Origin of the sequence: Pseudomonas brassicacearum (assembly GCF_003732175.1) — a bacterium.
Lineage (GTDB): Bacteria > Pseudomonadota > Gammaproteobacteria > Pseudomonadales > Pseudomonadaceae > Aquipseudomonas > Aquipseudomonas brassicacearum_G.
This window is the reverse complement of sequence record NZ_MOBI01000005.1, coordinates 247,099-274,094: the sequence shown is the minus strand read 5'-3', so window position 1 is coordinate 274,094 and position 26,996 is coordinate 247,099. Positions and strand designations below refer to the sequence as shown.

The following is a 26,996-nucleotide window of genomic DNA, read 5'->3' as shown; positions in this document are numbered from 1 at the left end:
ATGAGGTCCGTCCATGAACCACCCGAACGCAACTGCCCAGGTCTTCCCCGGTGCGCCGATGAAGGTGCGCGGTATCGAGAAACGCTTCGGTGCCTTCACTGCGCTGGATAACGTTTCGCTGGATGTCGCCGCAGGTGAGCTGGTGTGCCTGCTCGGGCCTTCCGGCTGTGGCAAAACCACCTTGCTGCGCTGCATCGCTGGTCTGGAGCGTCAGGATCGCGGCGAGTTGTACCTGGGTAGTCGGGACGTTTCCCTGCTGGCACCACAGGCTCGGGACTACGGCATTCTGTTCCAGTCCTACGCGCTGTTCCCCAACCTCACCGTCGAAGCCAACATTGCCTACGGCCTGGCCGACAGCGGCCGCGAGGAAGTGCGCAAGCGCGTCACGCAAATGCTCGAACTGGTGGGGCTGATCGGCAGTGAAAAGAAGTACCCCGGCCAATTGTCCGGCGGTCAGCAACAACGCGTGGCGCTGGCCCGAGCCCTGGCGCCGGCACCGTCGCTGTTGCTGCTGGACGAACCGATGTCGGCCCTCGACGCCCGGGTTCGCGAGCATCTATGCACCGAGTTGCGCCAATTGCAGCGCAACCTCGGCATCACCACCTTGATGGTCACCCACAATCAGGAGGAGGCCATGCTGATGGCCGACCGCATCGCTGTGATGAACAACGGCAAGGTCGAGCAGTACGCCACACCGCAGGAAATCTACAATCGCCCGGCCACGCCGTTTGTTGCCGAGTTCGTCGGGCAGGGCAACTGGCTGCCGTTCCAGCGCAACAGCGACAGCCACGCGCAAGTCGGCGGGATGAATGTGCGGCTGGCCGACAACTCCGGCAAAGCTGCGTCAGGCCGACTGTTCTGCCGCCCGGAAGCGATCAACGTCAATCCGCCAGTGCATGAAGAAAACCTGTTCCCGGCCAAGGTCCGCGAGATCACTTTTCTCGGCAATCGTTGCCGGATGAGTTTTGAGTTGAACCAACTGCCGGGCCATGCGCTGCTCGCCGAACTGGCGCCTGAAGCCATGCCACGCCTCGGCGCGCAGGACATCATGGTCGCCTTGCCGCCGCGCAGTTTGCAGGTATTTGCCTGATGGGCACGCAGATCGCGCTGCCGATACCGCACAAGCAGGTTCGACAGAGTTCCCGTGCCGAAATCGGCGATCGGCTGTTCGTGGTCGGCGGCAAGGTCTTGCTGCTGCTTCTGCTCAGCGTCGCAGTGTTGATGCCGTTGTTGGCGATCTTCTGGCGCGGCTTCAGCAACGACGCCGGGCAGGGCGGTGGTCTGGTTGCTGCCCGCGAACTGCTGACCAGTGCCAACTTCCACTGGTTGCTGGGCAACAGCCTGAAAGTCTCCCTCAGCGTCGCGGCCATTGTCGTGCCGTTGGCCTACCTGTTTGCCTACGCGCTGCAACGCACACTGATTCCCGGCAAGGCAATCTGGCGCGGTATGTCGCTGTTGCCGTTGATGGCGCCGTCGATGCTGCCGGGTATCGCTCTGGTCTACCTGTTCGGCAACCAGGGCATGTTGCGCGGGCTGCTGTCGGACAACATTTACGGCTTCTGGGGCATTGTCCTCGGCGAAGTGATTTACACCTTTCCCCACGCCTTGATGATCCTGCTCTCGGCATTGTCCTTGGCCGATGCGCGTTTGTTCGACGCTGCGTCGAGCATGGGCGCCAGCCCAGCCAAGGCCTTTCGCAGCATCACCTGGCCGGCGACCCGGCAAGCGGTGTTCGCCGCGTTCTGCCTGGTGTTCACCCTGACCATCACCGATTTCGGTGTGCCGGTGGTGGTCGGTGGCGACTACCAAGTGCTGGCGCTGGAGGCCTATAAAGCCGTGATTGGCCAGCAGCAATTCGGTCGCGGTGCGTTGATTGGCATGGTGTTGCTGCTGCCGGCACTGTTCAGCTTCGGCGTCGATGCCTGGTTGCGTCGTCGTCAGGGCGACTCCATGAGCGGTCGGGCACAAGTCTTTCAACCGGCACCGTCGCGGCTGCGCGATGGTTGCTACCTGACCATCGTGTTGCTGATCTGCGCCGTGTTGCTGCTGGTGTTCGGCATGGCGGTGTACTCGTCGCTGGTAAAATTCTGGCCGTACAACCTGTCGTTGTCGCTCAATCACTACCAGTTCGGCGACACCGCCGGTGGCGGCTGGCTGGCTTATGGCAACAGCGTGAAGATGGCCTTGTGTACGGCGTTGATCGGCAGCGGTTTGATTTTCACCGGCGCCTATCTGATGGAGAAAACCCGTGGCCAGCGCGGCTTGAACCTGGTGCTGCGGATGCTCAGTTTCGTGCCGATGGCGGTGCCGGGTTTGGTGCTGGGCCTGGGCTACGTGTTCTTCTTCAACCTGACCGGCAACCCACTGCATGTGTTCTACGGGACCATGACCCTGCTGGTGGTCTGCACCATTGCTCACTATTTGACCACCGCGCAAATGACCGCTACTACCGCGCTGCGTCAGCTCGACGCAGAGTTTGAAGCCGCCGCGTTGTCGCTCAAGGCACCGCTGTACCGCCACTACCTGCGGGTCACCGTACCGATCTGCCTGCCGGCGCTGTTGGACATCGTGCGTTATCTGTTCGTCTCGGCGATGACCACGGTGTCGGCGGCGATTTTCCTCTACAGCCCCGACACCATCCTCGCGGCGGTGGCGGTGCTGAACATGGACGACGCCGGCAACGTCGGCGGCGCGGCGGCCATGTCGACTCTGATTCTGCTCACCTCGGCGGGCGTTTCCCTGCTCCTGGCCTGGGCTTCGCGCGGCTTGCTGCGCCGTTCCCAGGCCTGGCGGCAAACCGCGCCCGGCAACTGATCCCGCTCACAACAAACCACTCTGATCCGCACTTAAAAGGAACCGCACCATGTTCAAGCCACTGGCTCTTGCCGCTGCTGTCCTCTCTGCTTTCAGCCTGAATGCGTTTGCCGCGAAAACCGAACTGACCGTGTACACCGCCCTCGAAGCCGAGCAACTGAAGACTTACAAAGAAGCGTTCGAAAAGGCCAACCCAGACGTCGAGATCAAATGGGTGCGCGATTCCACCGGGATCATCACCGCCAAACTGCTGGCCGAAAAAGCCCGCCCGCAGGCTGACGCGGTCTGGGGCCTGGCCGCGTCCAGCCTGGCGATCCTCGATCAGCAAGGCATGCTGCAAAGCTACGCGCCGAAAGATCTCGGCAAGATCGGCAGCAACTACCGCGACGCTGCCAACCCACCAGCCTGGGTTGGCATGGACGTGTGGGCGGCAACCATTTGCTTCAACACTGTCGAAGCCGAGAAACAGGGCCTGAGCAAACCGGTGAGCTGGCAGGACCTGACCAAGCCTGAATACAAAGGCAAGATCGTCATGCCGAACCCGGCGTCGTCCGGCACCGGTTTCTTCGATGTCAGCGCCTGGCTGCAAACCTTCGGCGAGCAGCAGGGCTGGCAGTACATGGACGCACTGCACCAGAACATCGGCCAGTACGTTCACTCCGGTTCCAAGCCGTGCAAGCTGGCGGCTGCCGGAGAATTCCCGATTGGTATCTCGTTTGAATACCCGGCCGTGCAGTTGAAGCGCCAGGGCGCGCCGCTGGACATCGTCCTGCCGAAAGAAGGCCTGGGCTGGGAGATCGAAGCCACCGCCGTGATCAAAGGCACACCGCATGAAGACGCGGCGAAGAAACTCGCCGACTTCTCCGCCAGTCCGGCGGCGATGGAGCTGTACAAGGAAAACTTCGCGGTTCTCGCCCAGCCGGGTATCGCCAAGCCGCAGACCGAACTGCCGGCCGACTACGAACAACGCCTTATCAAGAACGACTTCGCCTGGGCCTCGAAAAACCGCGACGAGATCCTCAGCGAGTGGCGCAAGCGTTATGACGGCAAGTCCGAGAAAGTGGCTGCCAAGTAACCACTTCTTCGACCGATACAGATCGTTCCCACGCTCCCGCGTGGGAATGAATCCCGTGACGCTCTGCGTCACAGTGGACGCGGAGCGTCCATGGCTGCATTCCCACGCGGAGCGTGGGAACGATCATTGGGGAACCGCATGACACACCACAGCGACATGCTGATCGTCGGCGCCGGTATTCTGGGCCTTTCCCACGCCTATGCGGCGGCCAGGCGCGGGCTCAAGGTCAAGGTCTTCGAGCGCAGCGCCACGCCTTTGGGGGCCTCGGTGCGCAACTTTGGCCAGGCACTGGTCACTGGCCAGCCGCCGGGGCAGATGCTCGAACTGGCCAGGGCCAGTCGCGAAATCTGGGGCCAATGGGCGCAACGGGCAGGCTTGCAGCTCAAGCGCAACGGCTCGTATCTGTTTGCGCGCACCGAAGCTGAAGAGCAACTGCTGGAAGCCTTCTGTGCTGGCCGAGCTGTCGAGCACGGTTACCGCGTCGAACTGTTGCGCGGCGCCGCATTGGGCGATGTGTACGGTGGCCAGTTCCGTCATCACCGCGCGGCATTGCACGGTCTGGATGACCAGCAACTGTATTCGCGCGAAGCGATTCCAGCGTTGATTGACTACCTGCGCCGCGACCTCGGCGTGGAGTTTCACTTTTCCACCCTGGTGCGCGACATCGAACCCGGCCGTGTGCACAGCACCGCCGGCAGTTTCATCGGCGAGCAAATCATCGTCTGTTCCGGCCACGATTATCAGACCCTGCTGGCCGAGCCGATCGCTGCGCTCAAGCCGCAGATCTGCCGTCTGCAAATGCTCCGCGCGCGACCGCACATCAACCTCAATCTGCAACATGCGCTGCTCACCGGTTTGAGCTGCGTGCATTACGGTGCCTTCGCCGATTTGCCGGAAGCTGCGGCAGTGCAGGCGCAGATTCTGCGTGAGGCGCCGCACTTGCACGAACACGGTATTCACCTGCTGATCAGCCCGACGCCGCACGGCGAGCTGATCATCGGTGATTCTCACCATTACGGCAGCGACCCCTCACCATTCAATGCTGAACAGGTCGATAACTGGCTGATCGAGTTGGCGGAACAGACGCTGGGTTGCAAGGTGCAGGTGGTCGAGCGGTGGCAGGGCGTCTATGGCGCTCGTGGAGCGTTGCCGTTTTCGTTCCTGCAGGCCGCACCAGGTGTGCATGCCGCGTTGATGCACACGGGCGTCGGCATGAGCGTCGGGCCGGCGATGGCTGAGCGCAACATCAGGACCTTGTTGGGAGAACACTGATGAGCCGCAACGAACAGGTGATTGCTGAAGTATTCGGCTGGTACGAGCGCTTCGGTGACAGCGACTACATCGGTGAGCCGGTGTCGCAGATCGAGCACATGTCCCAGGCCGCCGAATTGGCCATGGCCGAAGGCTTCGACGATGAGGTGGTGCTGGCCGCGTTTTTCCATGACATCGGGCATCTCTGTGCCGCGAACGCCGAAAATATGGACGGCTTTGGCGTGGTCAGCCATGAACGTCTCGGCGCCGATTACCTGCGCCGATTGGGCTTTGGCGAACGCATGGCGCGGCTGGTGGAATATCACGTTCAGGCCAAGCGTTACCTGACGTTCAACGAGCCGGGCTACTACGAACGCTTGAGCGAGGCCAGTCGATGCACGCTGGAATATCAGGGTAGGGTAATGACGGCTGAAGAGGCGCAGGCGTTTGAGCGCGATCCGTTGTGTGCGATCAGCTTGCGGATGCGCCAGTGGGATGAGCAGGCGAAAGAGATGTGGGTGCCGGTGATTGATCTCGAAGTATTGAAGGCGAAAGCCTACAGGCTATTGCGCAGCACCGGCGCTGTGGCGCTCGAGATGCGCTGAGCTATCTCACGGCCAAAGGCGAAACGAGGCATGGACCGCCTTGATGCAAGGATTTAGGTTGGCCTTTTGAGAAGGAAGCGCATGGATGCGTTACGTGAACGTGATCGCTTGGGACGGTACTGAAAGGGGAGCGGTGGACACCGTTCATTTTCAATTTTATGCGGATGCAGCGTTGTATCGGGAAGAGACAATCCGTGACACGGGGGCTGATCTTCTGCCTCTTCGCAAGTTCGCCCAAGCTTATTTGAAGCTCGGCTGGCACAAGACGGATGAGGCTGAGCGCTACCTGCACATCCTCGCTGATAACCGCACGGGTGACGGCACGCCTGAAGCGGTGTGGATGTACTTTCGCGAAGGGGTGATAACAGTCTACAAAGCCGTTGCACGTGACCTTGATAACGACGGGATTCTGGAGTTGATCTTGAGTTCGGACGTGAACAATGACGGGCGAGCAGACAGAAAGGATCGGGGGCTCGTCAGGTTGTTGGCCAAGGAGTTTTTGAAGTTTGGCTGGAATGATCGTTCCCACGCTCCCGCGTGGGAGTGCCTCAAGGGACGCTCTGCGTCCAGTGACGCGAAGCGTCACGGCTGCACTCCTTTGCGGCTCGTGAGAACGATCATTCCAGCACTTTGCCCACCAACACCTCAATCTGCTCCTGGCGTTCCGCCTGGCTCAACCGTGCATGAGGATTGAGCGAAGACCACTGCGGATGGGCCCGCGCCTTGGTCAGCGCCTCCGGCAGTTTGCCTTCGCGCCAGCTCTTGTCCTGCGGCGTGGCGACCTGAATGCTGTCCATTGCCGCATGCCCACGCAGGTTCATGGCCTGTACCAGTTGCCGCTGACGCAACGCCAACAAACGCAGCACGCTGTCGTCGACCGTGAGCTCACGCTGGCCTTTGATTTTGCCCAGCAAGCGGCTGCCGTAGCCGCGCGCCGTTTGCAGGGCGCCGCCGGCAATCGCCCCGGCCAGAGCCGCGGCGCCGAGCGTCAGGCCACCTACCAGCAAATCTACGCCAGCACCGGCCGCCGCGCCTGCGGCGATCCCGCCGCCGACGCGTACGCCCAATTGCTTGAGGGTTTCGGGGTTGAACAAATCATCGCCCCAGCGGCCATCCAGCAGCGGCAAATCGCTGGCGGCGGCGTCCTGTGGGCGGAACGCGTACAGCTTGAGCAGCGCCTCGACGCAACGTTGTTCGCGCTGGCGAACGGCTTTGCGCAGTTCGCTGATGGCCTGCTGTTCCTGTGCGGCGTCACTGACCACGCTGCGTCGGCAAGCGGCGCAATCGATCAGCAGTTCGGCAATCAAACGTGCCGCGCTTTGCTGGCGCGCTGCGTGTTGCGCCTGTTGGTCGATGATCAATCGCTCAAGCTGACCGCGTGCGCTTTCCATCAACAACGCGAGACTTTCATAGAGCCGGCGCTCGCCGTCTTCGGGCGGCGCCACGCTGTCGAAACGCACCAGCGCATGCAGCCCCAAACGGGCCAGGGCGTCGCGCCAATCCGGCTCGCGGTGGTTGGCGCTGCTGACGAAATTCAGTACCGGCAGCAGCGGTTTGCCGCAACTGGCCAGCACTTCGAGTTCATCACGGTACTTGGCCAGCACCGGCTCGCGGGCGTCGATCACATAGAGGCCAGCGTCGGACGCCAGCAGTTGGCGCAGTACTTTGGCTTCCTGTTCGAAACGTTGACGCGCCTCGCTGCCATCGAGGAAACGCGCCAGCCGCGCCGGGCCGTCGAGGCGTTCGCCGGGGCGCTCCAGCCGCTCCAGGTAATCGAGCAGGGCGATGGCATCTTCCAGCCCCGGCGTGTCGTAGAGCTCGAGCAAGGCCTCGCCGTCCACCGACAACCGAGCGCCCTCGACATGCCGGGTGGTGCTCGGGCGATGGGAGACTTCGCCGAAACCGACGTCGCGGGTCAGGGTGCGCAGCAATGAGGTTTTGCCGACGTTGGTGTGGCCGACCACGGCGAGCTTCAGCGGCGTCTTTTTTGAATCAGTCATGACCCGACTCCAACCAGTTCATCGGCGCGCAGTCAGCGAACGGCAACGCCAACTGTTGCAGCGCGGTGTGCCAGTCGCCGAGGCGTTCGGCGTCGAGTGCCTGGCCGGGCGGCGCTTGCAGCAGCCAGATCCGTGTCGCGCTGGCGCTGCGGGCGAGTTCGGCGATCAGCGCCAGGCTGCCACGATCCGGCGAGCGCCGAGGGTCACAGGCAATGGCCAGGCGTTCCGGCGGGAAACGGGTCAGTTGTTCCAGCAACTTTTGTCGGGACTCGCGGCTGTCGAGGATGCCTGCGTTTTTAACGTTCTTTGGCAATTGCGGCGGCCATGGGCGCTGGTCGTCGAGTTCTATGGCCACCAGCAACGCACCGTCGCTGTCCAGCGCGCTGGCGCCGCCTTCGACCTGATGCAGGCGCTCGGGCGCGAGATCGTTGACGCCGAGGCGTTCGCTGCTCGGCATCAGTTGTTCACGCAACGGCGCGTAGCCGGGCAGGTTCAGGTCCAGATGCAAGGCCGCGCGGCCGGTTGTCCAGCGCCACAGGCAGAACAGCGCGAGCAGCAAGCGCGGCAATACGCCGTACACCAGCAACACGCCCACCAGCCATGCGGCCCAGGCTTGCCGGGCGCTTTCGATGTTCAACGCGGTGTCGCCGCTGGCGCGGATCATCTCCACGGTCGGCACGTTGAAGCCGAGCAGTGCCGGCAGGGCGCCAAGAGCCTGGGTCATGACCACGAACGTATCGCCGCTGAGAATCGTGGTTTCCCAGACGAAACCGTAGCGCCGGGTGGCCATCAGCGTCAGCAGAATCGCCAGAGCGCTGAGCATTGCCAGCAGCCACAAACCGTTGACCAGCATGCCGAGCGCCCAGCGATTGAGTTTCTGTCGTTGCAGCAACAGCAGCAGGGCCGGCGCCAGTTGCGCGGCTTTGGCGTCGCGGGCGAGTTTTTCGCTGAGCCACAACCACAAGCGCCCGAGCGTGGCGCCGTAATCGCCAGCGAATATCAGGCCTGAGGCCCAGCTCAGCAATAGAATCAGGTTCAACCCCAGCAGACTGCCGAGAGCCCAGAACACGTTGACCGGTGCCTGGCCGTCGTTCAACGCGGCAAATGCCAGCCCGGCACCGCTGACGATCGCCAATACGGCCAGAACGATCAGCGCCAGTCGCGCCCCTTGCAGCCAATGGCGCAGCGCGCCGGTCAAGCCATCGCGTTCGGCCAGCCACAGGGCGCGGGCCTCGATGCGGGTCGGCAGGTCGCCGCCCGCGCTGCGGGCCAGACGGTTGGCTTCCTGGTCTTCCAGTGGGCCTGCATGTTCCTCGCGCAGGCGGATGGTTTCGGTCAGCCAAAGTGTTTGCAGTGTGGTCAGCTCAGTCACGCGGCATCCCGTCGCTCAAATGAACGCTGAGCATAACCGCTGTGGCGCTTATCGGGGTAAGCGAGGCTCTGGTATCCTCGCCGACATGAAAAAAACTCTCCCTCTCAGCCTGATCGCAGCCCTCGGTGAAAACCGTGTGATCGGCGTCGACAACAGCATGCCCTGGCACTTGCCGGGGGATTTCAAATACTTCAAAGCCACAACGCTAGGCAAGCCGATCATCATGGGTCGCAAGACCTGGGATTCGCTCGGTCGCCCGCTGCCTGGCCGGCTGAACATCGTGGTCAGCCGTCAGAACGACCTGCAACTTGAAGGCGCGGAAGTCTATCCGTCGCTGGAAGCCGCGGTGATTCGGGCGCAGGAATGGGCGTTGGAGCAGGGCGTCGATGAGTTGATGCTGATTGGCGGCGCGCAGTTGTATGCGCAAGGCCTGGCACAGGCCGATCGGCTGTACCTGACCCGCGTGGCGCTGAGCCCCGAGGGCGACGCATGGTTTCCGGAGTTTGATCTGGAACAGTGGAAACTGGTGTCGAATGTTCCGAACCCGGCGGAAGGCGATAAACCGGCCTACAGCTTCGAGGTTTGGGAGCGTACCTGAGATCGTTCCCACGCTCCCGCGTGGGAATGCAGCCCGTGACGCTCTGCGTCACTGGACGCGGAGCGTCCCTAGAGGCATTCCCACGCAGAGCGTGGGAACGATCAGTGCGTTTAAACCTGCGCCAACTCCTCATGCTCATCCGCATCCAGCAGTTCCTTGTCGGTCTGCTGCATGATCTGGCTGGTGATTGCACCGGCGGTCATTGAACCACTGACGTTCAAGGCGGTGCGGCCCATGTCGATCAGTGGTTCAACCGAGATCAGCAGCGCCACCAGTGACACCGGCAAGCCCATGGCCGGCAGCACGATCAGCGCAGCGAAGGTTGCGCCGCCGCCGACACCGGCAACCCCTGCCGAACTCAAGGTCACAATCGCTACCAAGGTCGCGATCCACAGCGGGTCCAGCGGGTTGATGCCCACGGTCGGCGCCACCATGACCGCCAACATCGCAGGGTAAAGACCGGCACAGCCATTCTGGCCGATGGTCGCGCCGAACGAGGCGGCGAAGCTGGCGATCGATTGTGGAATGCCCAGGCGGCGGGTTTGCGCTTCGATGCTCAGCGGAATGCTCGCGGCGCTGGAGCGGCTGGTGAAGGCGAAGGTCAGCACCGGCCAGACTTTGCGGAAGAAGCGCAGCGGGTTGATCCCGGCCAGCGACACCAGCAGGCCGTGAACTACGAACATCAGGCCCAGGCCGATGTACGACACCACCACGAAACTGCCGAGCTTGATGATGTCTTGCAGGTTGGAACCGGCGACCACTTTGGTCATCAGCGCCAATACGCCGTACGGGGTCAGTTTCATCACCAGACGCACCAGACGCATCACCCAGGCTTGCAGGGTGTCGATGGCGTTGAGCACTTTCTGACCTTTTTCGACGTCATCCTTGAGCAGTTGCAGCGCCGCGACCCCAAGGAATGCAGCGAAAATCACCACGCTGATGATCGAGGTCGGCTTGGCCCGGGCCAGATCGGCAAACGGGTTCTGCGGGATGAACGACAACAGCAACTGCGGGACATTCAGGTCAGCGACCTTGCCCGCGTAGTCGGTCTGGATGGTTTGCAGGCGAGCCATTTCCTGGGTACCGGCGACCAGCCCTTCAGCCGTCAGGCCGAACAGGTTGGTCAGGCCGATGCCGATCAGCGCTGCAATGGCGGTGGTGAACAGCAGCGTGCCGATGGTCAGGAAGCTGATCTTGCCCAGCGACGATGCATTGTGCAAACGGGCGACGGCGCTGAGGATCGAGGCGAACACCAGCGGGATCACGATCATTTGCAGCAACTGCACATAACCGTTACCGACCAGGTCGAACCAGCCGATCGAGGCCTTCAGCACCGGGCTACCGGCACCGTAAACAGTGTGCAGGGCAACACCGAACACCACGCCCAGAACCAGCGCGACCAGGACTTTTTTCGCCAGACTCCAGGTGGTGTGACGGGTTTGTGCCAGGCCGAACAGCAAGGCGAGGAACACCAGCAGATTGAGGATCAGCGGCAGATTCATTGAGGCTCCAAAAAGACTTGTGCCAATCGCGTTCCGGGGCGATTGCGAACCGGCAAGCCTAACAGCTTGATATCTAATGAATTAATATCAAAAACGCATGGCTACTGTCGTTTTTGGAATAAGCCCATGGCGCTGTGGCGAATGCCGGTGACGGATTCTGAACGCAAGCGGTCGTGCGTAGACGAGGACTGTCACACTGATTTGTTAGCGTCGATGGCTTTCATTCAGGGAGAGATGTACATGAAGTTCGCACCGAAACTGTTAGCCGTCGCAATGTGCCTGGGGCTTGCCGGTCAGGCGTTTGCCACCGAACTCAAGCATTGGCCCAAGACCCAGGCCAAGCAGCTGGACGCGATGATCGCGGCCAACGCCAACAAAGGTAACTTTGCGGTGTTCGATATGGACAACACCAGTTACCGCTACGACCTTGAAGAGTCGTTGTTGCCGTTCATGGAGAACAAGGGCCTGATCACCCGCGAGACCCTCGATCCTTCCCTGAAACTGATGCCGTTCAAGGACACCGCCGACCACAAGGAAAGTCTGTTCAGTTACTACTATCGCCTCTGCGAAGTCGACGACATGGTGTGCTATCCATGGGTCGCTCAGGTGTTCTCGGGGTTCACTCTCAAGGAACTCAAAGGCTACGTCGATGAGATGATGGCCTCCGGTAAACCGGTGCCGAGCACCTATTACGAAGGCGATGTGGTCAAGAACATCGACGTCCAGCCGCCGAAGGTCTACACCGGTCAGGCCGAGCTGTACAACAAGCTGATGGAGAATGGCATCGAGGTTTATGTGATGACCGCGGCTTCCGAAGAGCTGGTGCGCATGGTCGCGGCTGATCCGAAGTACGGTTACAACGTCAAACCGCAAAATGTGATCGGCGTGAGCACGCTGCTCAAGGATCGCAAGACTGGCGAGCTGACCACCGCGCGCAAGCAGATCACCGCCGGCAAGTATGACGAGAAGGCCAATCTGGGTCTGGAGTTGACCCCGTATTTGTGGACGCCAGCGACCTGGATGGCCGGCAAGCAAGCGGCGATCCTGACCTACATCGACGAGTGGAAAAAACCGGTGCTGGTGGGTGGCGACACGCCGTCCAGTGACGGCTACATGCTGTTTCACAGTGTCGACGTGGCCAAGGGCGGCGTGCACTTGTGGGTCAACCGCAAGGACAAATACATGACCCAACTCAACGGCATGATGGCCAAGCACGCTGCCGCCCAGGCCAAAGAAGGCCTGGCTGTGACTGCGGACAAGAACTGGGTGATCGTCAAGCCGGAAGATATTCAGTAAGCATTTGGCTGATTGTTGATCGTTCCCACGCTCTGCGTGGGAATGCAGCCCGTGACGCTCCGCGTCACTGGACGCAGAGCGTCCCTTGAGGCATTCCCACGCGGGAGCGTGGGAACGATCAGCCCCGCGCTTGGCGGGGCATTTTTGTGTTCAACGGTTAAGCATTACAGCCCGTCGAGCATCGCTTTGTTACGCACAGCGCCCTTGTCGGCGCTGGTCGCCAGCAAGGCATAGGCTTTCAGTGCGGTGGTCACTTTACGTGGGCGCACCTCAACCGGTTTCCAGCCTTTCTTGTCTTGCTCCACGCGGCGCGCAGCCAACTCTTCGTCACTGACCAACAGGTTGATCGAGCGGTTCGGAATGTCGATCAGCACCTTGTCGCCATCGCGTACCAGACCGATTGCACCGCCAGCAGCGGCTTCTGGCGAAGCATGGCCGATGGACAGGCCCGAGGTGCCGCCGGAGAAGCGGCCGTCGGTGAGCAAGGCGCAGGCTTTGCCCAGGCCCTTGGATTTCAGGTAGGACGTCGGGTAGAGCATTTCCTGCATGCCCGGGCCGCCTTTCGGACCTTCGTAGCGAATGATGACGATATCGCCTTCTTTCACTTCATCGGCAAGGATGCCGCGCACGGCGCTGTCCTGGCTTTCGAAGATTTTTGCGTTGCCTTCGAAGACGTGGATCGACTCGTCGACGCCGGCGGTTTTCACTACGCAACCGTCCAGGGCGATGTTGCCGTACAGCACGGCCAGGCCGCCTTCTTGCGAGTAGGCGTGTTCGACACTGCGGATGCAGCCGTTTTCACGGTCGTCGTCGAGGGTTTCCCAACGGGTCGACTGGCTGAACGCGGTTTGGGTCGGGATGCCTGCCGGACCGGCCTTGAAGAAGTGGTGCACCGCTTCGTCGTTGGTCTGGGTGATGTCCCACTTGGCGATAGCGTCGGCCATGGTCTTGCTGTGCACGGTCGGCAGGTCGGTGTGCAGCAAGCCGCCACGGGCCAGGGAACCGAGGATGCTGAAGATCCCTCCGGCGCGGTGCACGTCTTCCATATGGTACTTCTGGATGTTCGGCGCGACTTTGCACAGTTGCGGAACGTGGCGCGAAAGACGGTCGATGTCGCGCAGGTCGAAATCGATCTCGGCTTCTTGTGCTGCGGCCAGCAGGTGCAGGATGGTGTTGGTCGAGCCGCCCATGGCGATGTCCAGCGTCATGGCGTTTTCGAACGCCTTGAAGTTGGCGATGTTGCGCGGCAACACCGACTCATCGTTCTCGCCGTAGTAGCGCTTGCACAGTTCGACGATGGTGCGGCCGGCTTGCAGGAACAGCTCTTCACGGTCGCTGTGGGTAGCCAGTGTCGAACCGTTACCCGGCAGTGCCAGACCGAGGGCTTCGGTCAGGCAGTTCATCGAGTTGGCGGTGAACATGCCAGAGCACGAACCGCAGGTCGGGCAGGCGCTGCGCTCGTACTCGGCGACTTTCTCGTCAGAGGCGCTGGAGTCGGCGGCAATGACCATGGCGTCGACCAAGTCGAGGCCGTGGCTGGCGAGTTTGGTCTTGCCGGCTTCCATCGGGCCGCCGGAGACGAAGATCACCGGGATGTTCAGGCGCAGGGCAGCCATCAGCATGCCAGGGGTGATCTTGTCGCAGTTGGAGATGCAGACGATGGCGTCGGCGCAGTGGGCGTTGACCATGTACTCGACGGAGTCGGCGATGATCTCGCGGCTCGGCAGCGAATACAGCATGCCGTCATGGCCCATGGCGATGCCGTCATCGACCGCGATGGTGTTGAATTCCTTGGCGACGCCGCCAGCACGTTCGATCTCGCGGGCGACCAGTTGGCCGAGGTCCTTGAGGTGGACGTGGCCCGGTACGAATTGGGTGAACGAGTTGGCAATGGCGATGATCGGCTTTTTGAAGTCGTCATCTTTCATCCCCGTGGCGCGCCACAGTGCGCGGGCGCCGGCCATGTTGCGGCCATGGGTGGATGTTTTCGAGCGGTAATCAGGCATGGAGCACTCCGGGCGGCTAAGCAGGTATCAAAAGGGGAGTGAGCTTCTATTGACCTCGGGAACACTCAGAAATGGCCGTGTGTCCGAAAGTTGCCGATGACTTTGCGGGATCGCCGCGCGCCTCAGCCTGAGCTCATAAACCCGCCGGGGGATGACTGGCGATGAATCGTTCGATTCTACACCGCTGGCGTCAGGAAGGAATGCCGGGAAACGTTGAACCAGGGCTTGTGAAGCACGATGAGTGACGACCGGCAGGCCTTCAGTCGGCAATCAGGCCTTGCTGGCGACGCTGGCTGAGGGCATTCAGCGCCAGCCCCGTGCCGCTCAACAGGATGAAACACAGGCCCAGAGTAGTTTGCAGACCGTTGCTGGTCAGATTGATCAATACGCTGATCAGCCCGCCAACAATGAAAATCAGGGTGCTGCCGGCGGATACCGAAGTCCCGGCGCTGTCGGGGAACAGGTTCATCGCGCACGAGGTGGCGGCGGGGCGAGCAATGGTGGTACCAGTGGTGCAGATGATCATAGGGACAAGCACCGTCAGGACCGACAGACCGAAACGATTCGACAGATAGAGCATCACCAGTCCCGACAACAGGATCAGGCTCAGTCCGGTGTTGATTTGGGTGGCGGAGTTGATTCGACGGCTCAGAATCGTCGCCACAATGCCGCCGCCGATGTACGCCGCCCCATAGACCAGCAGGGTCAGGGAGAACTCATAGGCCGACAGTTGTAGCTGCTCCATGAAAATCAGCGGTGAAATGACGATGAATGAAAAATGGCAGGCGAACGCAAAGGCTGATATCAGCCAATAGGCCATGAAGCTGAAGTTGCTGCAGACTCGTCGATACGACTGGATGATATTCGGGTGAGGCCCGCTGGTCATGGCGCGAGAGCTTTCGAGAAAGAAGCAGGCCTTGATAAATACCGCGCCCGCCAGTATGGCAAAAACCAGGAAACTACCTTGCCAGTCCATCATCCCTTGTAGAAAGGTGCCGGCCAGTGGTGAGATCGAGATGAAAATCCCCCCGGCGGTGACCATCAAAATCCGCAGACGGTCGCGCTGCTCACCCTCGAACAGGTCCTGGACCAGCGCCTGAGACAACATGAAGCAGCCACAGCCCAGCGCTTGGACGAGCCGAAACAGCAGGAAGTAGAAATATTCCGTGGACAGCGCACATCCCAGCGCGCCGAGAGTCGAAACCGCCATGCCGGCCAGCAGTAGCTCCTTGCGACCGATAATGTCCGACAGCGGTCCGATCAGAATTTGCGAGAGGGCAATTCCGATGGCAAACAGGCTGATGGACAGCGCGATGTCTGCTGGCTCAGTCCGAAAATGTTCCGATAGCGCAGGAAACGATGGCAACAGAACGTCGATCGGGAAGACCCCGAGCAGAGTCATTGCCATCAGCAGGCCGATGGCGCCTCTGCGTTTTTTATCACCGATTGCTGCCGTCACTTCAGACATCGATCAGCCCCGCCTTGACGAAGAGTTGCTGGTTAAAGGGCAGTGCAAAGACGCCGGATTTTTTCATCGCCCGTAACGTAGCTGCTGCTCCCGAACGGGCGCGCTGGATACCCGCTTGCTTGTCTGAAACACCACTGAGAATATTGGCTATCGATGCCGTGGGCAGACCGACGCTATGCAGGTTCTCACTCAGCCACGGTTCATCGATCTCAAAGAAGCTGCTGATGACATCCAGTAGAAATTTCCCGGCGAATTCGCGTTGGTGGCTGTCCATCGTCGGCCACAGGTAATTGAACACCTCGCAGAAATATCGGCTGTGTCGGGCCTCGTCCAGCAAGTGGTGAGTGAGCATTTCGTGGACAGTAGAAACCAGGCTGTCGCGAGTAATGTCGAGCAGTTCTTTGGCAATGATCGTCTCCGAGACAAACCCGACCAGAAACCATGCAAGGGCTTTGTGCTTATTGCAGGCGTTATTGATCAAGGTCTTTAAACGGTGAATCCGTAGTGGATCCGCAGGGCGATTTCTTATCCCGTAGAACACTGCGATTTGCTCGGCGACCAGATTGGAGAACAGCGCGTGATAACCCTCGTCGGTGTAGAGCTGAAGGGCGGCGGTTTTCATCTGCCGGGGGATCGGGACGTCGAGTTCGCCATGAATAATGGTCTCGACCGCACGGTTTACGATCCGGTGTTCAAGCACAGTGGTGTAATCAAGGAAGTACACCAGATGGTTGGCGGTCAGCCGATGGCGGATCGATTTCCCGGCTTCTTCAAGCAACGGGTGTTTCAGATAAGGCAGGAAGGCCGGAGGGAACCAGTCCCTGGTTTCCAGTTCGCGCTCAAGTTCAGGAGGCAGCAGGTAAGCGTTCTGGCTGCTGCGCACCGATGCGTTGTTGTTCCAGTCACCCAGGGTAAACCTGTGGATCGGCGAGACTGGCAGGGAGTCTGGTTCATTGATCGCAATGGGCATCATCGGTTTCCTGGCGGTTGATCAGGGCTTTCAGTTCCGCGCACAGCGCTTGTCCGTCGCCGTGTCCGCAGCCGACAAAAAACAAAGGTTGTTCGGCGCTGTCGTGCAGCCCCAGCAGTGTTTCGACCCGGTCGTCCGTGAGGGCCCCGGTCAACCAGGTGTTCAGCCCCAAGGCGGTGGCGATCAACTGAAAGGTTTGCGAGATGTGGCCGGCTTCGACATAGGCCATTCGGTAGGCTCGCGAGTGTTCATATTTCCACCACAGCGCGTCGAAGCGCGACGTGATGAACAATCCGAATGGCAAGTTGTTGATGAAGTGCTGGCCGCACAGCAGTTGGCCGAGCGGCTCTTCAGGCAAGGGATTCACCAGGCTCAGTGCATGCCGATCGCTGTGGTAGCAGTAGAAGCCTGGCTTCAATTGACTGACATTACGCACGTAGATGAACCCTTCACAGGCATTCAGCCCGCCACCGGAAGGGCTGCTGCGTCTGGCTCCGAGGCCTTCAGGAATGGCGTCGTCGCTATCGCATTCGCGTTCTTTCAGATGACCGAGTGACAGGTACAGCAGCGTGCTGACGTCGCTCCGCGAGACAGCATCTTCATTGAAGGCGCGACAGGTTTTCCTGCTGAACAATGACTTGACCAGAGAGCTGGCCGGCGAGCTTGAAGGGGGAGGCAGGATAATCAGATCGTCTGTCGGGTATTGCGCACGCATCTCCGTGGGCGATGGTGTGGCCAGTACTTCGTTGCAATGGTCCAGATACTGTTTCGACCATTCATGAATGTCGTAGGGTGTATGTTCACAGGGAATGTTTTTTGTTCCGGTGTGGAAGATTTTTGAAAGTTCATCCCATCCCCATTTTATAGTGTCTACTTCTGCAGTTATTAGTATGTGGGTATTAAGAAGGTCGCTATCGATTATGTTGTTGCTGCAAAATTGTTCGGGGTCTTCAATAAGTTGTGTGAGGCGAGTCGAGTACTCCAGGTTTAACTCGAATTGAGTGTGGTTCTTGTAATCCCAGATTATTAAATGGGGAGAGCGGGCGAGCATGAATAAATGTGGGTTTATATGCATGGTAGCTGGAATACTCTGAAGGTGGTCAGAGAGGGCGCTGGGGCGCCGGCACTCCCCAGCGTCTCAATCACTTAACGGGCTTTTGGGGCAACCAGAAAAGCCAGGTTAGCGATTTTTTTAGCTTCCAGATTAATTGCTTTCATTTTTGTAACTCCCTGTAGTTATGCAGCTTGTAGTGGGTGCCACCTGCTTGGTGACATTTAGAGAATAGGTTGTATTGAACTTTCAGCAAGGGGGAATTTGGTAGGAGTGTTCCAGTAGTTTTGTGGGAGTGATCCCACAGATTAGAGCTGGTTGTAAGTTCTATTCGCTGGATGGGTAGGTGCGCGGAAACGTCCTGCAAGTTGATAGGGGAATAAGAGTAAGAAAGTTATGTTTTGAATATGGCAAAAGTTCGTCGGGGGGAGCTATGACGGGGAGCCGGTGGGCTCCCCGCCAAGCCAGCGAACTCAGCTGTTAGGCAGCAGGCGGCAGGTGATGCTCTTGATGTAGCGGGTTTCAGCGATGGCTGGGTGTACCGGGTGGTCAGGGCCCTGACCGCCACGTTCCAGTAGCTGGATGTTGCGGTCCAGATGACGGGCGCTGGTCAGCAGGATGTTCTGCAGATCGTCTTCCGGCAGGTGCATAGAGCATGAAGCGCTGACCAGGATGCCGTCCTTGTTGAGCAGGCGCATGGCTTGCTCGTTCAGGCGACGGTAGGCGCCTTCGCCGTTCTTCATGTCTTTCTTGCGTTTGATGAACGCCGGAGGGTCGGCCACGATGACGTCGAATCGTTCTTCGCTGGCTTTCAGCTCTTTCAGGGCTTCGAACACGTCGCCTTCGATGCAGGTCATTTTGTCGGCGAAACCGTTCAGTGCGGCGTTACGCTCGACACCGTCGAGGGCGAAGGCCGAAGCGTCGACGCAGAACACTTCACTGGCACCGAAAGCGGCAGCTTGCACGCCCCAGCCGCCGATGTAGCTGTACAGGTCCAGCACGCGTTTACCTTTGGCATAAGGTGCCAGGCGCGCGCGGTTCATGCGGTGGTCGTAGAACCAGCCGGTTTTCTGTCCCTGGATGACCGGTGCTTCGAACTTCACGCCGTTCTCTTCCAGGGCAACCCACTCCGGCACCAGGCCGAACACGGTTTCGACGTAGCGGTTGAGGCCTTCGGCGTCACGGGCCGCGGAGTCATTCTTGAACAGGATGCCGCTTGGCTTGAGCACTTGGGTCAGCGCAGCGATCACGTCTTCTTTATGCGCTTCCATGGTTGCCGAAGCGATCTGCACTACCAGGATGTCGCCGAAACGGTCGACCACCAGGCCTGGCAGAAGGTCGGAGTCGCCGTAGACCAGGCGGTAGAACGGCTTGTCGAACAGGCGCTCGCGCAGGGACAGCGCAACGTTGAGGCGGTGCACCAGCAGCGACTTGTCGAGCGGCAACTTGATGTCGCGCGACAGCAGGCGAGCGCAGATCAGGTTGTTCGGGCTCATGGCGACGATGCCCAGCGGCTTGCCGCCGGCAGCTTCGAGAATCGCTTGATCGCCAGCCTTGAAGCCGTGCAGCGGGGAGGCGGCTACGTCGATTTCGTTACTGTAGACCCACAGGTGGCCGGCGCGCAGGCGACGGTCGGCGTTGGCTTTGAGGCGCAAGCTTGGCAGGGACATGACGTCGCTCCAGGTGAAAAAAAAGAGCGGGATTATAGCGCTAGATGGGAGGGGCAGCGCGGTTGTTTCTGGGCGTTGCGTCGGACAGATCGCCCATGTGGCGGATTTTTTCCGCTAGAATCGCCCCTTGGCCCAGAGTGAGTACGTATGTCCCAAGAGCTATCTTCCGAACAGATTCAACAGGCCCTGCAAGGCATCAGCGTGCCGCCTCAACCGCAAATCATGGTGGATTTGCAGATGGAGCAGTACATGCCGGACCCGGACCTGGAAGTGATCGCGAAGTTGATCTCCCAAGACCCGGGCCTCTCTGGCGCTTTGTTGAAGATCGTCAATTCGCCGTATTACGGGCTGAGCAACAAAATCGCCTCGATCCAGCGCGCGGTGAACCTGCTGGGCAGTCGCTCGGTCATCAACCTGATCAACGCGCAGTCGATCAAGGGCGAGATGAATGACGACACCATCGTCACCTTGAATCGATTCTGGGACACCGCCCAGGACGTGGCGATGACCAGCCTGAGCCTGGCCAAGCGCATTGGTTCGCAGGCTGTGGACGAGGCCTATGCGTTAGGCCTGTTCCACGATTGTGGCGTGCCGTTGATGCTCAAGCGCTTCCCCAACTATATGTCGGTGCTGGAAGAAGCCTACGCCAGTGCCAACGCCGAGTGCCGGGTGGTTGATACCGAGAACCGCTTACTCAACACCAACCACGCCGTGGTCGGTTACTACACCGCGAAGTCCTGGCGCCTGCCGGAGCATGTGACCAACGCTATCGCCAATCACCACAATGTACTGGCGATTTTCAGCGATGAATCATCCCGTAATAGCCAGTTGAAAAACTTGTTGGCGATCCTGAAGATGGCTGAACACATTTGCGCGTCGTATCGGGTGCTGGGCAATCAGACCGAAGACCACGAGTGGGATAGTATCGGGCACCTGGTGCTCGATTATGTCGGTCTCTCGGACTACGACTTCGAAAACCTCAAACAGACGATTCGTGAGCTTGGCGCTCATCATTGAGTGTTAGGGTCTGTTGACGTTTGGTGGCGAGCCGCGTTGCTGTGCCAACGTGTGCGAGGCAAGGCGCGGGATGCCGCTAATGGTGTTCCCTTAGCAAATCCCGCAACGCAGCCTCGCGCACGTTGGCACGCAACCCGAAGGGACGGGGCCCGCTTGGTGCAGGGCTGCGTTGCTCGGAACTTATTTGGAACAACCAAACCGCGTTCCTCGCGCCTTGCCCTGCACCAAGCGGGCATCCGTCGCGGCCGCCACCAAACGTCAACAGACCCTAGACCTTTCCTGAACCGAGTGCGCCATGCCTGAACTGCCAGAAGTCGAAACCACCCGTCGCGGTATTGCCCCGTTCCTTGAAGGGCAGCGCGTCAGTCGCGTGATCGTGCGTGATCGACGTCTGCGCTGGCCGATCCCCGAGGACCTCGATGTGCGGCTGTCCGGGCAGCGCATCGTGTTGGTGGAGCGACGCGCCAAGTATTTGCTGATCAACGCCGAAGTCGGCACGTTGATCAGCCATTTGGGCATGTCGGGGAATTTGCGTCTGGTGGAAGTCGGCTTGCCGGCGCTCAAGCACGAGCATGTGGACATCGAACTCGAATCCGGCTTGGCGCTGCGATATACCGACCCGCGACGTTTTGGCGCGATGCTCTGGAGCCTCGATCCGCTGAATCACGAGTTGCTGGTTCGTCTGGGGCCGGAGCCGCTGACTGATCTGTTCGATGGCGAGCGGCTGTTCCAGCTGTCACGCGGGCGTTCGATGGCGGTCAAGCCGTTCATCATGGACAACGCGGTGGTGGTCGGGGTTGGCAACATTTATGCGACCGAAGCACTGTTTGCTGCCGGGATTGACCCGCGCCGCGACGCCAAGGGGATTTCCCGGGCGCGCTATCTGAAGCTGGCGATCGAGATCAAACGCATTCTGGCCGCTGCTATCGAACGCGGCGGCACCACGCTGCGCGACTTCATTGGCGGTGACGGCCAGCCGGGGTATTTCCAGCAAGAGCTGTTCGTGTACGGCCGTGGCGGTGAGCAGTGCAAGGTCTGTGGTACCGAATTGCGGGAAGTTCGCCTCGGGCAGCGCGCCAGCGTCTTTTGCCCGCGCTGTCAGAGCTGAGAATTCCTACGGTCTATAGTTAGTGGTCTGACTGCCTAGCCGAAGGACCGTGCCATGACATCGATTCGAACCCTTGCTGCTGCGCTGCTGTTGAGCATCGGCTTATCTGCCCAGGCGTCCGACGGCGGCAGTGGCGATCCCAATTACAGCATCCACAACCCACCGGCCTACGCGATGATCGGCGATCTGCTGATCGCACGCCCGTTGCTGGTCGCGGCGACGGTGATTGGTGCGGGGGTGTTTATCGTGTCCTTGCCGTTTACCGTGCTGGGCGGCGGGGTAGGCGATGCAGGGCAGGCACTGGTGGTCGATCCGGCGAAAGCGGCGTTCGTCCGTTGCCTGGGGTGTATCGGGGAGGGGTTTGAGCAGCAGCAGTAGCTTTAAAAGCATCGCGGGCAAGCCTTGCTCCTACAGATCACACGTACCTGTAGGAGCGGGGGGACGCCTAGTTCTTGCCCGCGATAGCGTCCTTATGGACACCGCATAATCAGGCCTTGCCAGTAAGCTTGCGGTACTTCTCCATCAACTGCTCTTGAGTCTCTGGATGCGCTTCGTCCAGTGGAATGCAATCCACCGGGCAAACCTGCTGGCACTGTGGCTCATCGTAGTGGCCGACGCACTGGGTGCAGAGGTTCGGGTCGATCACATAGATCTCTTCGCCTTGGGAGATGGCGGCGTTCGGGCACTCAGGTTCGCAGACGTCGCAGTTGATGCAATCGTCGGTGATGATCAGGGACATTGGGACTCCTGCCAGGGTAGTTTGCCCAGGCATCTGAAAACTAATGCGTACAATTGTGCCGCATCGGCGCCCGCAGTGCACGCAGGCGCGATGGACTGCAAGAGATTGCAGCCCATCCCCCCTACTTTTTGAAGCGCAGGGTCAGCGCATCGGCCACGACAGGGTGGACAAACTTGGTGATATCACCGCCAAGGGCTGCAATTTCACGGACCAATGTCGAAGAAATGAACGAATAACGCTCGGAGGGGGTGAGAAACAGGCTTTCCACATCCGGGGCCAATTGGCGGTTCATGTTAGCCAACTGGAATTCGTATTCGAAGTCCGACACCGCGCGCAGTCCACGCAGGAACACGTTGGCGTTCTGCTCTTTGGCAAAGTGCGCCAGCAGCGTCGAAAAACCGACGACTTCGACGTTCGGCAAATGTTTAGTGACCTCGCGGGCCAGCTCCACACGCTGTTCCAGGGGAAATAGCGGGTTTTTCTTCGGGCTGGCGGCGACGGCGATGATCACGTGATCGAACAGGCGCGAGGCGCGTTCGACCAGATCGCCATGGCCCTTGGTAATAGGGTCGAAGGTACCTGGGTACAACACTCGGTTCATCGCGTCGTCCTGGCGGGAGTCCGTTGGGGAGTCGGATGGTATCGCAGCCTTCCCGGTCGGCCAAGTCGCCTTTGGGGTAAGAAAGCACTATAGACGGTGCGAATTATGGCTTTTTTCATGGGTTTTTTAAACGCATGGCCAGCGCTGTCGCCAGTTGCGCGGTCAGTCCATAGACCGACAATTGCGGGTTGGCGCCAATGCTGGTGGGGAACAGCGAGCCATCATGGATCGACAGATTACTCAGTTGATGATGACGGCCGAGACTGTCGGTGACGGCATTTTTCGGGTCTTCACCCATGGCACAACCGCCCATCACATGAGCGCTGCCCAGTCGTGTGCGGTACAGCTCAAGGCTCAGGCCGTCGATCAGCTCGCGTGCCTCGGCCAGGGTTTTCACGTAACGCGCATCGGCGTGCATCGGCATGACCGCGTTGGCACCGCCGGCGAACTGGATCTCGGCCATGCTGTGAAACGCTCGACGTATACCCTCCCAGGCATAGGCTGAAACCTGGTAATCGAGCACCGGTGTGCCATCGCCGCGCAATTCGACGCTGCCGCCAGGGCTGTCCGGGTGAAAACCGTCCCGCAGCAAGGCCAGCATCGCGTGGGTGTGCGGCAATTGCTGCATGTATCGAGCGTTCTCCTCACCAAAGCCACCGAGCAAGGTCGCCGCCAGCGCCGGGTGTAGCGGTGGTACTTCGAGCTTGTAGGACATTTTGCCAGTGGTGCCGTCCTGCCATTGAAAATGGTCGGAGTAAATCGACTGCGGCGCGCCGTAGAACGGGTTGATCACCTCGTCGAACAGCCCGGCGGACATGTTCACCAGGTGCAGAAAAGTCCGCTTGCCAAGGCGTTCATGGGGATCCGGGGCTTTGGAGCGCAGCAACAATGCCGGGCTGTTGATGCCGCCACCGGCGAGTACGTAATGCCGCGCCTTGACGGTGATGCTGCGCCCGGTCGGCGCCACGCAGCGCTCATCCATTGCTACGCAGCGCAGGCCGGTGACTTTGTCATCCTTGATCAGCAGTTGTTCGGCGCGGGCCAGATAGAGCAGCTCGCCACCTTTTTCCAGGGTTGCGGGGATGGTGGTGACCATCATCGATTGCTTGGCGTTGGTCGGGCAGCCCATGCCGCAATAGCCGAGGTTCCAGCAACCGCGCACATTGCGCGGGATCACGTGCCAGCTGTAGCCGAGCTGTTCACAACCTTTTTTGACCACGTTGTTGTTGGCATTCGGCGGTATCATCCATGGGGCGACGCCGAGGCGCAGCTCCATTTTCTCGAACCAGGGCGCCATTTCGGCCGGGCTGTGGCCCTTGACGTCGTGTTCTGTGGCCCAGTGTTCGAGGGTCGGTTCGGGGGTGCGAAAGCTTGAGGTCCAGTTGACCAGCGTTGTGCCACCGACTGCGCGTCCTTGCAGGATAGTGATCGCGCCGTCCTTGCTCATGCGGCCGATACCTTCCTGATAAAGGCTGGAATAGGCCTGGTCTTCGAGCATCTTGAAGTCACTGCTGGTCTTGAGTGGGCCTTCTTCGATCAACAGCACCTTGTAACCGGCAGCGCTGAGTATTTCGGCGGTGGTGCCGCCGCCAGCGCCGCTGCCGATGATGGCAATGTCGGCTTCCAGCGTCAGATCATTGGCCAGTTGCGAGCCGTTGTAGGTTTTCCAGCCACGGGCCAGGCCTTCGCGGAACGGATCGGGTACGGGCATCTTTGGGCTCTCTTATTGTTTTGGATTCGGTGGTGATGCGGCTGGCGCCTTCGCGAGCAAACTCGCTCCCACATGGATCGCGAACCCCCTGTGGGAGCGAGCCTGCTCGCGATAGGGGGCCACGGTCTAAACCGTTGGCGGCCCGGGATACCCGCAATGTGCCCACGATTCGGCGCGCTTGTACCAGGCCATCATCACCAGTTGCAGGATCGAGCTGTGGCCCATGCGCAACAGGCTCAGCGAGCTGTTTTGCCAGCGTCGCAGGAATTGGCGAATGTCGTCGCTGCTGGCGTTTTCCCAGTGGCCCCAAATGCCGGTCAGTGGCCCGCGAGTGACGGTCATGCCGAGCACGTCGAACAATTGTTGGGTCAGCTTGAGCATTTCCGGCGACAGGTGATTAAGGTCATGGTCCAGCGATTGCAGGGTGCCTTCGACGGCGGCCGGGAGGTTTTCGATGGCCACGGCGCCGTCGAGCATTACCGGGATCAGCGCGCGCAAGAACGGCAGATCACTGCTGCGCAACATGGCGAAACCGCTGACCGGGGTGCTGGCCGAGCATCCGCTGAGGCTGGCGCCGAGACCCGCCGTGGTCAGGAAGGCACTGGCGCAGAGACTGAATTTAAGCAGGCCGCGCCGTGTCAGCGCGGGGGATTCGGACAGGCTTGGGTTCATTATTATTACCCGGTCATGAGGCGTCAGCGGATGAACAGCTTCTGAATCAGCTTCTGGATTGACTTGCCGTAAGGTGGATAAATCAGCTTCGCCGCGTTGAAGCGCTGCTTGATCAGCACGCCTTTGGCTTTACTGAACGTCAGGAAGCCTTCATGGCCGTGGTAATGGCCCATGCCTGAAGCGCCGATACCGCCAAACGGCATGTCGTCTTGCGCGACGTGCAGCAAGGTGTCGTTCAGGCACACGCCGCCGGAATGGGTTTCGTTGAGGACGCGATTTTGTTCAGCCTTGTTGTAGCCGAAGAAGTACAGCGCCAGCGGACGTGGTCGTTGGTTGATGTAGGCAAACGCCTGGTCCAGATTCTTGTAAGGCACGATCGGTAGCACCGGGCCGAAGATTTCGTCCTGCATCACGATCATCTCGTCGCTGACATTCAGCAGCAGGCTATGGCTCATGCGTCGGTCCTGATCCTGTTCGAAGACCGGGATCAGCAGCGCGCCCTTGCTGGTGGCGTCGCTGAGGTAGCTGCGTAGCCGGGCCAATTGGCGCTCATTGATGATGGCGGTGTAGTCCGGGTTGTCCGCGAGTGTCGGGTAAAACCCGCGAACCGCCTGACGATAGGCTTCGACGAAGGAGCCGACCCGATCTTCCGGCACCAGCACGTAGTCCGGCGCGACGCAGGTTTGTCCGGCATTCAGGGTTTTACCGAAGGCAATACGTTCAGCGGCATCCTTGAGCGGTACATCGTGGGAAACGATTGCCGGAGACTTGCCGCCCAATTCCAGTGTCACCGGCGTCAGGTTCTCTGCCGCCGCACGCATGACATGTTTGCCGATGCTGGTGGCGCCGGTGAACAACAAATGATCGAAGGGCAGTTTGGAGAAGGCCATGCCGACCTCGGCTTCGCCCAACACCACGCACACCAGGTCTTCGGGGAACACTTTGGCCAGCAACGTTTTCAGCAGTTGTCCGGTGGCCGGTGTGGATTCGCTGAGTTTGAGCATCACCCGGTTGCCCGCCGACAACGCGCCGACCAACGGGCCGATGGCCAGGTACAGCGGGTAGTTCCACGGCACGATGACCCCGACCACGCCCAGCGGCTGATAAACCACCTTGGCCGACGCCGGCTGAAAGGCGATGCCTACCTTGCGTGGTGACGCTTTCATCCAGCCTTTGAGGTGTTTGCTGGCGTATTGAATACCGTGCAGGCTCGGCATCAGCTCGGCGAGCAGGGTTTCATCGGCGCTGCGGTTGCTGAAATCCTGGCTGATCGCGTCGATCAAGGCCTGACGCTCGTCACTCAACAGCTCACGCAATGCCTTGAGCCATTGCTGGCGTTGCGCGGCCGGCGGCATCGGGTGGGCCGCGTAGGCCTGGCGCTGGGCGGCAAACAGAGCGTGTAGCTCACTCAATGGCTGTTGAGAGTTTTGCAGGTAGGCAATGTCGGCGGGCATGGTAGCTCCGGTTTTT

General features: G+C 60.2%; 24 protein-coding genes. 11 read left to right on the top strand and 13 right to left on the bottom strand.

Annotation, left to right across the window (positions count from 1 at the left end; translation table 11 throughout):
- The first annotated feature begins 13 nt into the window (after window positions 1-13).
- The 6 genes from BK658_RS05315 (at window position 14) to BK658_RS05285 (ending at window position 6,439) form a co-directional block, all read left to right on the top strand.
- Window positions 14-1,090, top strand: coding sequence for a putative 2-aminoethylphosphonate ABC transporter ATP-binding protein (locus BK658_RS05315; protein WP_123581372.1), 1,077 nt, complete (start codon window positions 14-16; stop codon window positions 1,088-1,090).
- Window positions 1,090-2,814, top strand: coding sequence for a putative 2-aminoethylphosphonate ABC transporter permease subunit (locus BK658_RS05310; RefSeq protein ID WP_123581371.1), 1,725 nt, complete (start codon window positions 1,090-1,092; stop codon window positions 2,812-2,814). The genes BK658_RS05315 and BK658_RS05310 overlap by 1 nt, the downstream gene beginning before the upstream one ends.
- Window positions 2,815-2,863: 49 nt before the next feature.
- Window positions 2,864-3,889, top strand: coding sequence for a putative 2-aminoethylphosphonate ABC transporter substrate-binding protein (locus BK658_RS05305; RefSeq protein ID WP_123581370.1), 1,026 nt, complete (start codon window positions 2,864-2,866; stop codon window positions 3,887-3,889).
- 138 nt (window positions 3,890-4,027) lie between these two features.
- Window positions 4,028-5,161, top strand: coding sequence for a TIGR03364 family FAD-dependent oxidoreductase (locus BK658_RS05295; RefSeq protein WP_123581368.1), 1,134 nt, complete (start codon window positions 4,028-4,030; stop codon window positions 5,159-5,161).
- Window positions 5,161-5,745 carry a phosphonate degradation HD-domain oxygenase gene (locus BK658_RS05290; RefSeq protein ID WP_123581367.1) on the top strand — a complete coding sequence of 195 codons (585 nt, stop codon included), beginning with the start codon at window positions 5,161-5,163 and terminating at the stop codon, window positions 5,743-5,745. The genes BK658_RS05295 and BK658_RS05290 overlap by 1 nt, the downstream gene beginning before the upstream one ends.
- Window positions 5,746-5,830: 85 nt before the next feature.
- Window positions 5,831-6,439, top strand: coding sequence for a hypothetical protein (locus BK658_RS05285; RefSeq protein WP_185019778.1), 609 nt, complete (start codon window positions 5,831-5,833; stop codon window positions 6,437-6,439).
- On the opposite strand, the gene BK658_RS05280 is transcribed toward BK658_RS05285, so the two are convergent.
- Together BK658_RS05280 and BK658_RS05275 are read right to left on the bottom strand one after the other, a co-directional pair.
- Window positions 6,363-7,745, bottom strand: a complete 1,383-nt coding sequence (locus tag BK658_RS05280) for a GTPase/DUF3482 domain-containing protein (RefSeq protein ID WP_123581366.1) — start codon at window positions 7,743-7,745, stop codon at window positions 6,363-6,365. The genes BK658_RS05285 and BK658_RS05280 overlap by 77 nt on opposite strands.
- Window positions 7,738-9,117, bottom strand: coding sequence for a DUF2868 domain-containing protein (locus BK658_RS05275; RefSeq protein ID WP_123581365.1), 1,380 nt, complete (start codon window positions 9,115-9,117; stop codon window positions 7,738-7,740). The genes BK658_RS05280 and BK658_RS05275 overlap by 8 nt, the downstream gene beginning before the upstream one ends.
- An 85-nt stretch (window positions 9,118-9,202) precedes the next feature.
- Here BK658_RS05275 and BK658_RS05270 point away from each other — a divergent pair, with 85 nt between their 5' ends.
- Window positions 9,203-9,715: a dihydrofolate reductase gene (locus BK658_RS05270; protein WP_123581364.1), complete on the top strand. Its 513-nt coding sequence runs from the start codon at window positions 9,203-9,205 to the stop codon at window positions 9,713-9,715.
- Window positions 9,716-9,825: 110 nt separating this feature from the next.
- On the opposite strand, the gene BK658_RS05265 is transcribed toward BK658_RS05270, so the two are convergent.
- Window positions 9,826-11,217 (bottom strand): L-cystine transporter, encoded by a 1,392-nt coding sequence (locus BK658_RS05265; RefSeq protein WP_123581363.1) that lies wholly within the window; start codon window positions 11,215-11,217, stop codon window positions 9,826-9,828.
- A 240-nt stretch (window positions 11,218-11,457) separates the two neighbouring features.
- Between BK658_RS05265 and BK658_RS05260 the strand changes: the two genes are divergently transcribed.
- Window positions 11,458-12,513 (top strand): HAD family hydrolase, encoded by a 1,056-nt coding sequence (locus BK658_RS05260; RefSeq protein ID WP_123581362.1) that lies wholly within the window; start codon window positions 11,458-11,460, stop codon window positions 12,511-12,513.
- A gap of 164 nt (window positions 12,514-12,677) precedes the next feature.
- Here BK658_RS05260 and ilvD read toward each other — a convergent pair whose 3' ends face one another.
- From ilvD to BK658_RS05235, 5 genes are all read right to left on the bottom strand, one after another.
- Window positions 12,678-14,519: a dihydroxy-acid dehydratase gene (gene ilvD / locus BK658_RS05255; RefSeq protein ID WP_123581361.1), complete on the bottom strand. Its 1,842-nt coding sequence runs from the start codon at window positions 14,517-14,519 to the stop codon at window positions 12,678-12,680.
- A gap of 259 nt (window positions 14,520-14,778) precedes the next feature.
- Window positions 14,779-15,987, bottom strand: coding sequence for an MFS transporter (locus BK658_RS05250; RefSeq protein WP_123581360.1), 1,209 nt, complete (start codon window positions 15,985-15,987; stop codon window positions 14,779-14,781).
- Window positions 15,980-16,957, bottom strand: a complete 978-nt coding sequence (locus tag BK658_RS05245) for a diiron oxygenase (RefSeq protein ID WP_123581359.1) — start codon at window positions 16,955-16,957, stop codon at window positions 15,980-15,982. The genes BK658_RS05250 and BK658_RS05245 overlap by 8 nt, the downstream gene beginning before the upstream one ends.
- On the bottom strand, window positions 16,938-18,032 hold the full coding sequence (locus BK658_RS05240; RefSeq protein WP_123581358.1) for a SagB family peptide dehydrogenase: 1,095 nt from the start codon (window positions 18,030-18,032) through the stop codon (window positions 16,938-16,940). The genes BK658_RS05245 and BK658_RS05240 overlap by 20 nt, the downstream gene beginning before the upstream one ends.
- Window positions 18,033-18,481: 449 nt before the next feature.
- A complete protein-coding gene (locus BK658_RS05235) occupies window positions 18,482-19,678 on the bottom strand; it encodes a class I SAM-dependent rRNA methyltransferase (protein ID WP_123581357.1) in 1,197 nt (398 codons plus the stop codon).
- A gap of 201 nt (window positions 19,679-19,879) precedes the next feature.
- Here BK658_RS05235 and BK658_RS05230 point away from each other — a divergent pair, with 201 nt between their 5' ends.
- The 3 genes from BK658_RS05230 (at window position 19,880) to BK658_RS05220 (ending at window position 22,181) form a co-directional block, all read left to right on the top strand.
- Window positions 19,880-20,695: an HDOD domain-containing protein gene (locus BK658_RS05230; RefSeq protein WP_185019781.1), complete on the top strand. Its 816-nt coding sequence runs from the start codon at window positions 19,880-19,882 to the stop codon at window positions 20,693-20,695.
- 295 nt (window positions 20,696-20,990) lie between these two features.
- On the top strand, window positions 20,991-21,803 hold the full coding sequence (gene mutM, locus BK658_RS05225) for a bifunctional DNA-formamidopyrimidine glycosylase/DNA-(apurinic or apyrimidinic site) lyase (protein ID WP_123581355.1): 813 nt from the start codon (window positions 20,991-20,993) through the stop codon (window positions 21,801-21,803).
- A gap of 54 nt (window positions 21,804-21,857) precedes the next feature.
- Entirely contained in the window at window positions 21,858-22,181 is a 324-nt protein-coding gene (locus BK658_RS05220; RefSeq protein WP_123581354.1) for a multidrug transporter, read from the top strand.
- A gap of 109 nt (window positions 22,182-22,290) precedes the next feature.
- Here the strand turns inward: BK658_RS05220 and BK658_RS05215 are convergent, their stop codons facing one another.
- From BK658_RS05215 to BK658_RS05195, 5 genes are all read right to left on the bottom strand, one after another.
- Entirely contained in the window at window positions 22,291-22,542 is a 252-nt protein-coding gene (locus BK658_RS05215) for a YfhL family 4Fe-4S dicluster ferredoxin (protein ID WP_019694109.1), read from the bottom strand.
- Between the two features lie 121 nt (window positions 22,543-22,663).
- Window positions 22,664-23,143 (bottom strand): pantetheine-phosphate adenylyltransferase, encoded by a 480-nt coding sequence (coaD, locus tag BK658_RS05210; protein WP_008019993.1) that lies wholly within the window; start codon window positions 23,141-23,143, stop codon window positions 22,664-22,666.
- A gap of 115 nt (window positions 23,144-23,258) precedes the next feature.
- Complete coding sequence (locus BK658_RS05205) at window positions 23,259-24,854, bottom strand: GMC family oxidoreductase (RefSeq protein WP_123581353.1); 1,596 nt, start codon at window positions 24,852-24,854, stop codon at window positions 23,259-23,261.
- A gap of 126 nt (window positions 24,855-24,980) precedes the next feature.
- Complete coding sequence (locus tag BK658_RS05200; RefSeq protein ID WP_123581352.1) at window positions 24,981-25,526, bottom strand: twin-arginine translocation pathway signal protein; 546 nt, start codon at window positions 25,524-25,526, stop codon at window positions 24,981-24,983.
- A gap of 23 nt (window positions 25,527-25,549) precedes the next feature.
- Window positions 25,550-26,980, bottom strand: coding sequence for a coniferyl aldehyde dehydrogenase (locus tag BK658_RS05195; RefSeq protein WP_123581351.1), 1,431 nt, complete (start codon window positions 26,978-26,980; stop codon window positions 25,550-25,552).
- Window positions 26,981-26,996: the final 16 nt, after the last annotated feature.

What these genes read in the sequence shown, in the direction of transcription:
- BK658_RS05205 (WP_123581353.1), bottom strand. Translation starts at nt 24,854, where the DNA reads ATGCCCGTACCCGATCCGTTCCGCGAAGGCCTGGCCCGTGGCTGGAAA.
- mutM (WP_123581355.1), top strand. Translation starts at nt 20,991, where the DNA reads ATGCCTGAACTGCCAGAAGTCGAAACCACCCGTCGCGGTATTGCCCCG.
- BK658_RS05295 (WP_123581368.1), top strand. Translation starts at nt 4,028, where the DNA reads ATGACACACCACAGCGACATGCTGATCGTCGGCGCCGGTATTCTGGGC.
- BK658_RS05280 (WP_123581366.1), bottom strand. Translation starts at nt 7,745, where the DNA reads ATGACTGATTCAAAAAAGACGCCGCTGAAGCTCGCCGTGGTCGGCCAC.
- BK658_RS05240 (WP_123581358.1), bottom strand. Translation starts at nt 18,032, where the DNA reads ATGCATATAAACCCACATTTATTCATGCTCGCCCGCTCTCCCCATTTA.
- BK658_RS05265 (WP_123581363.1), bottom strand. Translation starts at nt 11,217, where the DNA reads ATGAATCTGCCGCTGATCCTCAATCTGCTGGTGTTCCTCGCCTTGCTG.
- coaD (WP_008019993.1), bottom strand. Translation starts at nt 23,143, where the DNA reads ATGAACCGAGTGTTGTACCCAGGTACCTTCGACCCTATTACCAAGGGC.
- ilvD (WP_123581361.1), bottom strand. Translation starts at nt 14,519, where the DNA reads ATGCCTGATTACCGCTCGAAAACATCCACCCATGGCCGCAACATGGCC.
- BK658_RS05260 (WP_123581362.1), top strand. Translation starts at nt 11,458, where the DNA reads ATGAAGTTCGCACCGAAACTGTTAGCCGTCGCAATGTGCCTGGGGCTT.
- BK658_RS05250 (WP_123581360.1), bottom strand. Translation starts at nt 15,987, where the DNA reads ATGTCTGAAGTGACGGCAGCAATCGGTGATAAAAAACGCAGAGGCGCC.
- BK658_RS05315 (WP_123581372.1), top strand. Translation starts at nt 14, where the DNA reads ATGAACCACCCGAACGCAACTGCCCAGGTCTTCCCCGGTGCGCCGATG.
- BK658_RS05245 (WP_123581359.1), bottom strand. Translation starts at nt 16,957, where the DNA reads ATGCCCATTGCGATCAATGAACCAGACTCCCTGCCAGTCTCGCCGATC.
- BK658_RS05220 (WP_123581354.1), top strand. Translation starts at nt 21,858, where the DNA reads ATGACATCGATTCGAACCCTTGCTGCTGCGCTGCTGTTGAGCATCGGC.
- BK658_RS05235 (WP_123581357.1), bottom strand. Translation starts at nt 19,678, where the DNA reads ATGTCCCTGCCAAGCTTGCGCCTCAAAGCCAACGCCGACCGTCGCCTG.
- BK658_RS05310 (WP_123581371.1), top strand. Translation starts at nt 1,090, where the DNA reads ATGGGCACGCAGATCGCGCTGCCGATACCGCACAAGCAGGTTCGACAG.
- BK658_RS05200 (WP_123581352.1), bottom strand. Translation starts at nt 25,526, where the DNA reads ATGAACCCAAGCCTGTCCGAATCCCCCGCGCTGACACGGCGCGGCCTG.
- BK658_RS05270 (WP_123581364.1), top strand. Translation starts at nt 9,203, where the DNA reads ATGAAAAAAACTCTCCCTCTCAGCCTGATCGCAGCCCTCGGTGAAAAC.
- BK658_RS05215 (WP_019694109.1), bottom strand. Translation starts at nt 22,542, where the DNA reads ATGTCCCTGATCATCACCGACGATTGCATCAACTGCGACGTCTGCGAA.
- BK658_RS05285 (WP_185019778.1), top strand. Translation starts at nt 5,831, where the DNA reads ATGCGTTACGTGAACGTGATCGCTTGGGACGGTACTGAAAGGGGAGCG.
- BK658_RS05305 (WP_123581370.1), top strand. Translation starts at nt 2,864, where the DNA reads ATGTTCAAGCCACTGGCTCTTGCCGCTGCTGTCCTCTCTGCTTTCAGC.
- BK658_RS05290 (WP_123581367.1), top strand. Translation starts at nt 5,161, where the DNA reads ATGAGCCGCAACGAACAGGTGATTGCTGAAGTATTCGGCTGGTACGAG.
- BK658_RS05195 (WP_123581351.1), bottom strand. Translation starts at nt 26,980, where the DNA reads ATGCCCGCCGACATTGCCTACCTGCAAAACTCTCAACAGCCATTGAGT.